6 protein-coding genes and 1 tRNA gene are annotated in these 12,246 nt (G+C 63.2%); 6 read left to right on the top strand and 1 reads right to left on the bottom strand.

Features of this window, described 5'->3' with window-relative positions:
* Window positions 1–106: 106 nt before the first annotated feature.
* Window positions 107–2,317: an OsmC domain/YcaO domain-containing protein gene (locus HFRIS_RS08630; RefSeq protein WP_006462915.1), complete on the top strand. Its 2,211-nt coding sequence runs from the start codon at window positions 107–109 to the stop codon at window positions 2,315–2,317.
* 100 nt (window positions 2,318–2,417) lie between these two features.
* Here the strand turns inward: HFRIS_RS08630 and HFRIS_RS08625 are convergent, their stop codons facing one another.
* Window positions 2,418–3,080: a VTT domain-containing protein gene (locus HFRIS_RS08625; protein ID WP_006462914.1), complete on the bottom strand. Its 663-nt coding sequence runs from the start codon at window positions 3,078–3,080 to the stop codon at window positions 2,418–2,420.
* Window positions 3,081–3,520: 440 nt separating this feature from the next.
* Here HFRIS_RS08625 and HFRIS_RS08620 point away from each other — a divergent pair, with 440 nt between their 5' ends.
* The 5 genes from HFRIS_RS08620 to HFRIS_RS08600 all read left to right on the top strand — a co-directional run bounded on the left by HFRIS_RS08620 (window position 3,521) and on the right by HFRIS_RS08600 (window position 12,181).
* Window positions 3,521–6,541: a sensor domain-containing protein gene (locus HFRIS_RS08620; RefSeq protein ID WP_006462913.1), complete on the top strand. Its 3,021-nt coding sequence runs from the start codon at window positions 3,521–3,523 to the stop codon at window positions 6,539–6,541.
* Between the two features lie 456 nt (window positions 6,542–6,997).
* Window positions 6,998–8,971 (top strand): methyl-accepting chemotaxis protein, encoded by a 1,974-nt coding sequence (locus tag HFRIS_RS08615; RefSeq protein WP_039875023.1) that lies wholly within the window; start codon window positions 6,998–7,000, stop codon window positions 8,969–8,971.
* 164 nt (window positions 8,972–9,135) lie between these two features.
* Window positions 9,136–11,088 (top strand): DNA mismatch repair endonuclease MutL, encoded by a 1,953-nt coding sequence (gene mutL, locus HFRIS_RS08610; RefSeq protein ID WP_006462911.1) that lies wholly within the window; start codon window positions 9,136–9,138, stop codon window positions 11,086–11,088.
* Between the two features lie 2 nt (window positions 11,089–11,090).
* On the top strand, window positions 11,091–12,035 hold the full coding sequence (gene miaA, locus HFRIS_RS08605) for a tRNA (adenosine(37)-N6)-dimethylallyltransferase MiaA (protein WP_006462910.1): 945 nt from the start codon (window positions 11,091–11,093) through the stop codon (window positions 12,033–12,035).
* A 69-nt stretch (window positions 12,036–12,104) separates the two neighbouring features.
* Window positions 12,105–12,181: transfer RNA gene (locus tag HFRIS_RS08600), tRNA-Met, on the top strand.
* Window positions 12,182–12,246: the final 65 nt, after the last annotated feature.

Below are 12,246 nucleotides of genomic sequence, written 5' to 3'. Positions count from 1 at the left end.
CGTCGGCGTCCGCCTTGGATCACCACCGGATGGGGGATAATAGCGCCCTCTCCCGTTTCTTGTTTCTCGTTTCAGCCGCTTTTCGGCTCTTTATCGGAATTCCGCCATGGAAATCAAAGTCAACTTCCTCGACAAGCTGCGTCTTGAAGCCAAGTTCGACGACTTTACCGTCATCGCCGACCAGCCCATCCGCTACAAGGGGGATGGCTCGGCGCCGGGTCCCTTCGATTACTTCCTGGCGTCCTCGGCCCTGTGCGCGGCGTACTTCGTGAAGCTGTACTGCAATACGCGCAATATTTCCACCGAGAATATCCGCCTCTCCCAGAACAACATCGTCGATCCGGAAAACCGCTACCAGCAGACCTTCAAGATCCAGGTCGAGCTGCCGGCCGACATCAGCGAGGCCGACCGCCGCGGCATCCTGCGCTCGATCGAGCGCTGTACCGTCAAGAAAGTGGTACAGGAGGGGCCAGAATTCATCATCGAGGAAGTCGAGAACCTGGACGCCGATGCCCAATCCCTGCTGACCCTCCAGCCCGAAGCCGGCGCCAGCACCCGCATCCTGGGCAAGGATTTGCCGCTGGAGCAGACCATCGCCAACATGTCGGGCCTGCTGGCCGAGCTGGGCATCAAGATCGAGATCGCCTCCTGGCGCAACATCATTCCCAATGTGTGGTCGCTGCATATCCGCGACGCGCATTCGCCGATGTGCTTCACCAACGGCAAGGGCGCCACCAAGGAAAGCGCGCTGGCCTCGGCTCTGGGCGAATACCTCGAACGCATCAGCAACAACCACTTCTATGCAGGTTCCTACTGGGGCGAGGACATTGCCAATGCCGAGTTCGTGCACTATCCCGACGAACGCTGGTTCAAGCCCGGACGCGGCAACAAGCTGCCCAAGGACATCCTCGACGCCTACTGCCTGGACATCTACAACCCCGACGGCGAGCTGCGCGCTTCGCATCTGGTCGATACCAATTCCGGCAACGCCGAACGCGGCATCTGCTCGCTGCCGTTTGTACGGCAGTCGGATGGCGAGGTAGTGTATTTCCCTTCCAACCTGGTCGAAAACCTCTTCGTCAGCAATGGCATGAGTGCCGGCAATACCTTGCCCGAAGCCCAGGTGCAGTGCCTGTCGGAGATCTTCGAGCGCGCAGTCAAGCGTGAAATCCTGGAAGGCGAGATCTGCTTGCCCGACGTGCCCCAGGAAGTGCTGGCGAAGTATCCCGGCATCCTGGCGGGCATCCAGGGCCTGGAAGAACAAGGCTTCCCTGTGCTGGTCAAGGATGCCTCGCTGGGCGGCGTCTATCCGGTGATGTGCGTGACCCTGATGAACCCGCGCACGGGCGGGGTCTTTGCCTCCTTCGGTGCTCACCCCAGCTTCGAGGTGGCGCTGGAGCGCAGCCTGACCGAATTGCTGCAGGGACGCAGCTTCGAAGGCCTCAACGACCTGCCCCAGCCGACCTTCGAGAGCAATGCCGTCACCGAGCCCAACAACTTCGTCGAGCACTTCATCGATTCGTCGGGCATCGTCTCGTGGCGCTTCTTCAGTGCCAGGTCGGACTACGAATTTGTGGAATGGGATTTCTCCGGCCAGGGCGAAAACTCCAACGCCGAGGAAGCCGCCGCCCTGTTCGGCATCCTGGAAGAGATGGGCAAGCAAGCCTACGTCGCCGCATACGACCAGTTGGGCGCCACGGCCTGTCGCATCCTGGTGCCGGGCTATTCCGAGGTGTATCCGGTGGAGGACCTGATCTGGGACAACACCAACAAGGCGCTCCTGTTCCGCGCCGACATCCTGAACCTGCATCGCCTGGACGACGATGCGCTGGCCGCCCTGCTCGACCGTCTCGAAAACAACGAGCTGGATGACTACTCGGACATCGCCACCCTGATCGGCATCGACTTCGATGAAAACACCGAGTGGGGCCAGTTGACCGTGCTCGAACTGAAGCTGCTGATCCATCTGGCCCTGCAGCAATTCGAAGAGGCCCATGACCTGGTCGGCGCCTTCCTGCAATACAACGACAACTCGGTCGAACGCGGTCTGTTCTACCAGGCCCTGAACGTCGTGCTGGAAGTGGAACTGGACGATGCGCTGGCGCTGGAGGACTACGAAACCAACTTCCGTCGCATGTTCGGCAATGAGCGCATGGATGCGGCCATCGGATCGGTGAAGGGGGATGTGCGCTTCCACGGCCTGACGCCCACCAGCATGAAGCTCGAAGGCCTGGACCGCCATCAGCGCCTGCTCGACAGCTATCGCAAGCTGCACAAGGCACGCGCCAGGTTCGCGCAGGCTGCCGCTGCGGCCTGAGGCGATTGGCCGGCATCATGAAAAATGCCGTTCAGTCTTCACTGAACGGCATTCACGAGGCTGCCAACGCTTGTTCTTTTCTGCCCTGACGCCGGCGGTCTCAGGCGCTGCGCACCTTGCGCTTGCCACGTACCTTGCGCCACAGCTGCCACAAGGCGCCCAGCACGATGGGAATGATGGCCGCCACGATCCCGATCAGGACCAGGGTATTGAGGTTCTGCTGCACCACCGGGATATTGCCGAACAGGTAGCCCAGCACCACCAGCCCCACCACCCACAGCAAGGCGCCCAGCACATTGAAGAGCTGGAAGCGCGCAAAGCTCATGCCCGACACGCCCGCGATGAACGGTGCGAAGGTGCGCACGATGGGCGTGAAGCGGGCGATGACGATGGTCTTGCCGCCGTGTTTCTCGTAGAAGGAATGGGTCTTTTGCAGGGCTTCGGGATTGAGCCAGCGGTAATTGTGGGTATAGACGCGGTGACCGACCCAGCCGCCTATCCAGTAGTTGAGGGTATTGCCCGCCACCGCTGCGATCACCAGCAGGGTCATCAGCAGCCAGATATCCATGGCGCCCATGGCACAGAAGGTGCCGGCGATGAACAACAGGGAATCTCCCGGCAGGAACGGCAACACCACCAGCCCGGTCTCGCAGAACACGATCAGGAACAACACCGCGTAGATGAGCGTGCCGTACTGCTCGATGAGGACGCCCAGATATTTGTCCACGTGCACCAGCACGTCCAGCAACTGCAGATAATCCATAAAACCCAATCGTTGGTGATTCATCGATGCCGCGGCGCCCCATCGCCAGGCGGCGGGATATTTCCCCTATGCAACATCGGGAGATATCCGGAAGGCGGGGTGATCCCTCCCACCTGCGAAGGCATCATACAACACTCACCCGGGGCGGACTCAAGAACCCCGAACGGATGTCGATAAAAAGAGCCGGGCTTGTACTTGTGCAACAGGACAATCCTCGCAGAACCTCATGACGCTGTTGCGCTCCTCTGGCGCCAGCCGAGAGCGACCGCACAAGGCTGGCGATTTGGCATATGATCAAGACAGATTGCTTCAGTTTTCGACAGAGCGGGGTGTACGGCGAGGCATGGTCGGCACAGACAGGAAAACTGAAAAATCGTAACTCCGGACTGCATGGGGCAAGACGCGCGGCAGGCGTCATTACCGGGCCACAGGGGGGCTGTATGGAGAGCCAGGAGTCGTTCACCGGCGAGTTTGATCATCAACGTGATCCGCCAGGTGAGGTGCCGCAGGATGATCAGAATCTGTGTGGCCAGGAGCGCGATGCGCTGCTGGGTGCGTTGTGGCGTTCGATGGCCATTCTCGAATTCGCTGCCGATGGCACGATACTGCAGGCCAATGACAATTTCCTGGGCATGCTGGGCTACCGTCGCGAAGAGCTGATCGGCCAGCATCACAGCATGCTGTGCGAACCGCTGTACGTCCAGTCTGCGGACTATCAACAATTCTGGCAGCACCTGCGCCAGGGCGAGATCATCACCGGCACCCTGCAGCGCTGCCGCATCGACGGCACCATCGTCTGGCTGGAGGCATTGTGCAGCCCGATTCTGGACGAGCGCGGCGAACTCAGCAAGGTCATCTCGGCGGCCGCCGACATCAGCTCCCACATCGACGACTCGCATCACAGCAACAGTGTGCTGAGCGCGCTCAATCGCTCGCTGGGGGTGGTCGAGCTCTCGCCGGACGGCCTCATCCTTGCCGCCAACCGCAACTACCTCAAGACCATGGAATACCTGGCCGAGGACCTGGTAGGCAAGTCGCACTCCCTGCTATGCGACCCCGAGTATGCCAATGGTGAGGAATATGCCGCCTTCTGGCGCGATGTCTGCAATGGCCGCTTCTTCTCCGGCCGCTTCCCGCGGCGCACCCGCAGCGGCCGCACGATCTGGTGGGAAGCCACCTATTCGCCCCTGCTGGACCCGCACGGCAAGGCCGAGCGCGTGATCTGCATCGGCAACGACGTCACCTACCGCGTGACCCGCGAAAAGAGCGATCGTGAACACCTGCACCTGCTCTCGCTGGGGATCAACGAAACCGACAATGCGGTGCTCATCACCGATGCCCAGAACCGCATCGTCTTCCACAACACCGGCTTTACCCGCATGCTCGGTTTCCAGAGCCAGCAGGTCATCGGCAAGCAGCCACGCGAACTGTTCGCCCATCATCCGACCTTCGTGAAGTCGATCGAACGCTGCCACGGCGAGCTGCTGCAGGGCCACAGCTTCCATACCGAGGAGCTGATCCACGACTTCCACGAACAGCCGGTCTGGATTTCGGCGGTGGTCAACCCGATCCTGGACGCCGATGGCCGTCTCATCAATGCCGTCTGCGTGATGACCGACATCACCAATACCAAGGTGCATGAGGTGCTGCAGTACCGCGTCCTCAATGCCATGGCGCGCGACTCTTCGCTGTCCGAGCAGATGAACCTGCTGTGCGAGGAAGTCGAACGCGTCGCGCCGGAGGTGATCGCCTCCATCCTGCGGGTGGACGAACAGGGACGCCTGCACACCCTGGCCGGCCCCAGCCTGCCCGAGGCCTACAGCCGCGCCATCGATGGCCTGTCCATCGGCCCGCTGGTGGGCTCCTGCGGCAGCGCCGCCTTCACCGGCCAGGCGATCATCTCGGAAGACATCGCCAGCGATCCGCACTGGGCCGACTACAAGGAACTGGCGCTGACCCACGGCTTGCGTGCCTGCTGGTCGACGCCGATCAAATCGGCCGATGGCAAGGTGATCGGCACCTTCGGCTTCTACTTCCGCCAGCCCCGCCAGCCCAGCGGCTTTCATCACCTGCTGGTCGATGCCGGCCTGCACCTGTGCGCATTGGCCATCGAACGTGAAGCCTCGCGCGCGCGCATCCACCAGCTGGCCTTCTATGATTCGCTGACCGGCCTGCCCAACCGCAGCCTGCTGCTGGTCCAGGCCGGCCAGGCCATCGCCGCCGCCGAGCGCAACCACAGCACGGTGGCGGTGATGTTCATCGACCTCGATCGTTTCAAGCAGGTCAACGACTCGCTGGGTCACCAGGCCGGCGACGAGCTGCTGCGCACGGTCGCCACCCGGCTGCAATCGCAGGCACGACGCTCCGATATCGTGGGACGACTCTCCGGGGACGAGTTCGTGGTGGTCCTGACCCAGTACGACACCCTGCACCTGACCGAAGTGGTCAAGCGCATCCAGGAACGGCTGGCCATGCCCTGCCACATCAACGGCACCCCGCTCAATCCCTCGGCCAGCATCGGCGTGGCGATCTTCCCGGACAACGGCAACGACATCGAAACCCTCCTGCACCGGGCCGATATCGCCATGTACCAGGCCAAAGCCGTCAATCGCGGCCGCTTCAGTTTCTTCAGCGAAGAAATGAACAGCATGGCCCAGGAGCGCCTGGCCCTGGAAGGCGCCCTGCGCGACGCCCTGCGGGGTGGCCTTTTCGAATTGCATTACCAGCCGCAGATCAGGCTGCGCGAGCATACCCTGCATGGCGTGGAAGCCCTGGCGCGCTGGCACGACGCACAGCTGGGACAGATCTCGCCGGGCCGCTTCATCCCCATTGCCGAGGAATGCGGCCTGATCGGCGAACTCGGCAAATGGGCGCTGGAAGAAGCCTGTTTCCAGCTGGCCGACTGGCGCCGGCGCGGCATCCAGGTGCCTTGCATCTCGGTGAACCTGTCCGCGACCAACTTCCACGACCTGGACCTGCCGCAGTTCGTCACCGGGCTGCTGCGCCGCTACAGCCTGGTACCCACCGACCTGACGCTGGAAATCACCGAAACCGTGTTGATGGACACCAACCCCAGCACCAACCAGACCATCGCCGCCGTGCATGCGCTGGGCATCCCGCTGGCCATGGACGACTTCGGCACCGGCTATTCCAGCCTGGGCTACCTGCGCAAGCTCCCGGTTTCCGAACTGAAGCTGGACCAGAGTTTCGTACGCGACATGGCCAAGGATGACGCCGTCAGCGCCTTGACCAATGCCGTCATCCGCATCGGCGAAAGCCTGAAACTGACGGTCGTAGCCGAAGGGGTGGAAGATGCCGACCAGTACCAGCTGCTGCTCAGCCAGGGCTGCGACGTGGCGCAGGGCTACTACTTCTCGCGCCCGATGGCGGCCGATGAACTGGAACGCTGGGTCAGGGATTTTCGTGCAAACCTGAACCAAGAAGCCGGCCAGGCGACTTAGCACTACAGTGGCCAGGATGGAGACAATCAGGAACAAGTGAGGCAAATTCGTCATGCCAAAAAAGCACTTTCCGGATAGAAAAACAACAGCACAGTTGCATGTGGGCGCAAACATCCGAAGTATTTTGATCGAGCTCAAATGCTGACGATATACTGACGGCCTCCCCCAGCGAGTACCGTAATGGCAGCGTCAGCAACAACACTGGCGCTGCGCGATGTCAACGTGTTCGAAGCCGCGCACCATTGCCGATTCGGCAATGTCGCCCACGTGCTGCCTGACCGGCACGCAGGCCGTGCCGCGCGAACGCAGCGTTGCAGGCTTTCCGCATGACGGAGAACAAGGAGGGACCAGCGGTCACAGCGTAATGCGCGCCTGCCGGCGCGGCCGACCTCCCGGGCAGTTTTCCGTTCGGTATTTGCATTTCCACACGACGTTTTTTCAAAAACAAGAACAGCCATGGCTAACGATATGTCTGGTGCGCGCCGCGCATCCCTTTTCCACCGCTCGGTAGGTGCAAAACTGACTGCCATGACGGTCGCCCTGGTGGGTGTCGTCTTCGTGATCGCATTGATGCTGATCACCTATTCCGCCTCGCGCATGATGGAGCATCGCTCCATCGAGCAGATGGGCAACGATGCCCGTGGCGTAGCCCACATGGTCGGCATCTTCGACCGCTCGGTGAACAGCCAGGTCGACCGTTTCTCCAAGATGTTCGACAATGAATTCGGCAAGCTCACCCTGGATGAGAGCCGCACCGTACAGATCGCCGACCGCGCCACCCCGGTGCTGCAGAACGACGGACACGACCTGAACCTGGACTTTTCCATCCCGGACCGCTTTACCGGCCGTACCGGCGTGACCGCGACCATCTTCGCCAAGACCGGCGAAGACTTCGTGCGCGTCTCGACCTCGGTGAAGAAGGAAAACGGCGAGCGTGCCGTGGGCACCCTGCTCGACCGCACCCACCCCGGCTATGCTGCCCTGAAATCCGACAAACCCTATAGTGGCCTGGCCACGCTGTTCGGCAAGCAGTACATCACCAAGTACGTACCCATCAAGAACGATGCCGGCCAGATCATCGCCGCCCTGTATGTGGGGATCGACATCTCCGCCGACGTCAAGGCCTTGAAGGAGCAGATCAAGGCACTGAAGATCGGCCAGACCGGCAATTTCTATGCCCTCAACGGTCGTGAAGGCAAGGACCTGGGCGTGATGATCGCCGGCGCACCGCGCGAGGGCAAGGAAGAAGGCGCCAGCCTGCTGGAACTCAAGGATGCCGCCGGCGAGAGCTACATCAGGACCGTGCTGCAGCAAAAGGAAGGCGCGCTGCACTACACCGCCATCGATGGTCGCAAGAAGATCGTGGTCTTCACCCACTACTCCCCCTGGAACTGGGTCATCGCCGGCGAGGCAGCGGTTGACGAAATCACCAGCGAAGTCACTTCCATGCGCAATCTCTACATCGGCCTGGGCCTGCTGTTCCTGGCGGTACTGGGGGCGATCCTGACGGTGATGATCAACCGCATGGTCACCCGCCCGCTGGATGCGGTGTGCAAGGCCGCCGACCAGATCGCTGGCGGCGACCTGACCACCCGCCTGCACGTGCACAGCCGCGACGAGATCGGTCGCCTGATGGGCGCCTTCAATGGCATCAGCGCGGGCCTGTCGGAAGTGGTCTCCAGCGTGCGCGCCGGTACCGAGGAAATCAATACCGCCGCCAGCGAGATCGCTGCCGGCAACCTCCATCTGTCATCCCGCACCGAACAACAGGCCGGCGCCCTCGAAGAAACCGCCTCGGCCATGGAAGAACTGACCTCCACCGTCAAGCAGAACGCTGCCAATGCGGTACAGGCCGACGAACTGTCGAGCTCGGCCTCGGACGTGGCCAGCCATGGTGGTGAAGTGGTGGGCAAGGTGGTGCAGACCATGGACGCCATCAACAGCTCTTCGCAACGCATCGTGGACATCATCAGCGTGATCGACGGCATTGCCTTCCAGACCAACATCCTGGCCCTGAACGCCGCGGTGGAAGCCGCCCGCGCCGGCGAACAGGGACGCGGCTTTGCGGTGGTGGCCACCGAGGTGCGCACCCTGGCCCAGCGCAGCGCCTCGGCCGCCAAGGAAATCAAGGAACTGATCGATGCCTCGGTGCAGACCGTCTCCAGCGGCGGCCAGCTGGTGGCCCAGGCCGGCAACACCATGAACGACGTGGTCTCCAGCGTGCAGCGCGTCTCCACCGTCATCAGCGAAATCACCACCGCCAGCCGCGAACAGAGCGAGGGCATCGACCAGATCAACCGCGCCATCGCGCAGATGGACGAGAGCACCCAGCAGAACGCCGCCTTGGTGGAACAGGCTGCCGCCGCAGCGCAATCGCTGCAGCAACAGGCCGAACGCCTGGCAGCGGCGGTCAGTACCTTCCGCGTGTAAGACGGGTCTCTGGAGTGGGGCGCCGGAGGCCAGCAGCCCCTTTTGTCAGCCATGGGGCGCCGGTTTTTGCCGGATGGAAAACCTGTTTTTCTCCACCGCCAACGAAGCCGCCCACGGGCGGCTTCTTCACATTGCCGCCATTGCGTCGGCGGTATAATCGCCGGATGAACGCACCGCATGCCTCCCCTGTTTCCGATTCCGCCGCCACGCCCCATCGCCCCATCCAGGCCCTGCCCGATCAGTTGATCTCGCAGATCGCCGCAGGCGAGGTGATCGAACGCCCCTCGGCAGTCGTCAAGGAATTGCTGGAAAACGCACTCGACGCCGGCTCCACCCAGATCACCGTGCGGCTGGAGCAAGGCGGCGTCAAGCGCATCGCCATCACCGACAACGGGCGCGGCATCCCGCCCGAGCAATTGCCATTGGCCCTGGCACGGCACGCCACCTCCAAGATCGCCTCGCTGACCGACCTGGAGAATGTCTCCACATTGGGCTTTCGTGGCGAGGCCCTGGCCTCGATCGCCTCGGTAGCGCAACTGACGGTGACCAGCCGCACCGCCGACGCCCCCCACGCCTGGGAAATCACCGGCTCCCAGTTCGGCACGGTCGCCCCCGCCTCAGGCGCACAAGGCACCACCATCGACGTCCAGGACCTGTACTTCAATACCCCGGCGCGCCGCAAGTTCCTCAAGTCCGAACAGACCGAATATGGCCACTGCGCCGAGGTCGTGCGCCGCATCGCGCTGGCGCGGCCGGACGTGAGCTTCTCGTTGTCGCACAACGGCAAGACCGTCGATCACTGGAACGTCGGCGAATTCGCCAAGCGCAGTGCCCATATCCTCGGCGATGAATTCGCCAACGCCCGCCTGCCGCTCGACGAGAGCGCCGGCCCGCTGCGCCTGCATGGCTTCGTCGGCCTGCCCACGGCCTCCAAGGCGCGCGCCGATGGCCAGTATTTCTACGTCAATGGCCGCTTCGTGCGTGACAAGCTGCTCACCCATGCGGTGCGCGCAGCGTATCAGGACGTGCTGCACGGCGACCGTTATCCGGCTTACGCCCTGTCGCTGATGCTGGACCCCGCACTGGTGGATGTGAACGTGCACCCGTCCAAGATCGAAGTGCGCTTCCGCGACAGCCGCGCCGTGCACCAGTTCGTATTCCACGCCGTCTCGCGCGCGCTGGCGCAGACCTCGGCGGTCTCCTTCGGCAATCTGCCGCAACAGGCGGGTGAAGGCGATAACCAGCCCCCCGCGCCGGCCGCGACCGGCAACACCGGCGGCCCCCTGCCCTGGATCCGCGAACAGCAGCAGCAGACCTTCTCGGCCCAGTTCGCGGAACCGCCACGCCCCTACTCCTTCGGCGGCAACAGCGGCTTTGGCGTGCGCCAGAACACCGAGGCCTACGGCAGCATGTTCCGCAGCGATTCTGCCGCGGGTGGAAGTACACCAGGCGCATCAAGTACACCCAGCGGACCTGCTGCCGGCTATCCCGGCAGCGCCGCCGCGCCCACCCCGGCGCCGCTGCCGGAAGGCGACTTCCCGCTCGGCTTCGCGCTGGCGCAGTTGCATGGCATCTACGTGCTGGCACAGAACCAGGCCGGCCTGGTTGTGGTGGACATGCATGCCGCCCACGAACGCATCCTCTACGAACAACTGAAGACGGCGCTGGACGGCAATGAGATCTTCCTGCAGCCCCTGCTGATCCCGGTGACCTTCTACGCCGATCCGGTAGAGGTGGGCACGGTGGAAGAACACCAGGAAACCCTCTCGGCGCTGGGCTTCGACATTGCCGTGATGTCGCCCACCACGCTGGCCGTGCGGGCGGTCCCGGCCCTGCTCAAGAACGCCGATGCCCAGACCCTGGCCCGCGACGTCCTGCGCGATGTGCGCGAATACGGCGGCTCGCGCGTGCTGCTGGAGCGCCGCAACGAACTGCTGGGCACCCTGGCCTGCCACACCGCCGTGCGCGCCAACCGCAGCCTGACCCTGCCCGAGATGAATGCGCTGCTACGCCAGATGGAGGCCACCGAGCGCTCCGACCAATGCAACCATGGCCGCCCGACCTGGACCCAGATGGGGCTCTCGGACCTGGACAAGCTCTTCCTGCGCGGGCAATGACGATGGAGAAGCACCCGCCCCTGGCGGTGGCCATCATGGGCCCCACCGCCTCCGGCAAGACCGCCGCCGCCCTGGAAATCGCACGCCGTATCCCGAGTGAAATCATTTCGGTGGACTCGGCTCTGGTCTATCGCGAGATGGACATCGGCACCGCCAAGCCCACTGCGGCCGAGCTGGCCGAAGTCCCGCACCACCTGATCGACATCATCGATCCCACCGAAGCCTATTCGGCCATGCAGTTCCGCCAGGATGCACTGCGCCTGACCCAGGACATCGCCGCGCGCGGCAAGCTGCCGCTGCTGGTGGGCGGCACCATGCTGTACTTCAAGGTGCTGCGCGATGGCCTGGACGAACTGCCGCAAGCCGACCCGGTCCTGCGCGCACAACTGGACGAAGAAGCGGCGCAGGTCGGCATGCCGGCCATGCACGCCAAACTGGCGACGCTGGACCCGGTCACCGCCGCCCGCCTCAAGCCAAACGACAGCCAGCGCATCCAGCGCGCTCTGGAGATCACTTTGTTGACCGGGCAGCCGATGTCGTCGCTGCTGTCGCAAAAACCCGCCGAACCATTGCCCTTCACCCTGTTGCCGCTGGCGCTGGAGCCGAGCGAGCGCGCCGTGCTGCACGAGCGCATCGCCGTGCGCTTCGACCTGATGTTGCAGGGTGGCGCCCTGGAGCGCGAAGTGGCCGCCCTGCGCGCACGCGGCGACCTGCACCTGGGCCTGCCCTCGATGCGTTGCGTCGGTTACCGCCAGATGTGGGAATACCTGGACGGCAGCATCGATGCCGCCGCCCTGCGCGAAAAAGGCATCGCCGCCACCCGTCAGCTGGCCAAGCGCCAGCTGACCTGGCTGCGCTCCATGCCGGAGCGCATCAGCATCGACTGCAACCGCCCGGACGCCACCGCCGAGGTGCTGGCGAGGGTGCAAGAGGCTGTGGATAAGTAAATTCGAGGAAAATCCGAAAAGCTATTGACAGAAGCCGCGCCGATGCTTATAGTCTCGGGCTTGCCTCCTGGTGATATAGCTCAGCTGGTTAGAGCACAGCACTCATAATGCTGGGGTCGGTGGTTCAAGTCCACCTATCACCACCAGATACCCGTCGCTGCATGTGCAATCATGCGTATGCGGCGCCGTCCGAAAAACCCGCCTCTTCGAA

This window comes from Herbaspirillum frisingense GSF30 (genome assembly GCF_000300975.2).
Classification (GTDB): Bacteria; Pseudomonadota; Gammaproteobacteria; order Burkholderiales; family Burkholderiaceae_D; genus Herbaspirillum; species Herbaspirillum frisingense.
Note: the sequence above shows the minus strand (reverse complement) of the source record. Positions and strands in the feature narration are given on the sequence as shown.

Coding starts and splice junctions, on each gene's coding strand:
- HFRIS_RS08630 (WP_006462915.1), top strand. CDS start 107: ATGGAAATCAAAGTCAACTTCCTCGACAAGCTGCGTCTTGAAGCCAAG.
- HFRIS_RS08625 (WP_006462914.1), bottom strand. CDS start 3,080: ATGGATTATCTGCAGTTGCTGGACGTGCTGGTGCACGTGGACAAATAT.
- HFRIS_RS08620 (WP_006462913.1), top strand. CDS start 3,521: ATGGAGAGCCAGGAGTCGTTCACCGGCGAGTTTGATCATCAACGTGAT.
- HFRIS_RS08615 (WP_039875023.1), top strand. CDS start 6,998: ATGGCTAACGATATGTCTGGTGCGCGCCGCGCATCCCTTTTCCACCGC.
- mutL (WP_006462911.1), top strand. CDS start 9,136: ATGAACGCACCGCATGCCTCCCCTGTTTCCGATTCCGCCGCCACGCCC.
- miaA (WP_006462910.1), top strand. CDS start 11,091: ATGGAGAAGCACCCGCCCCTGGCGGTGGCCATCATGGGCCCCACCGCC.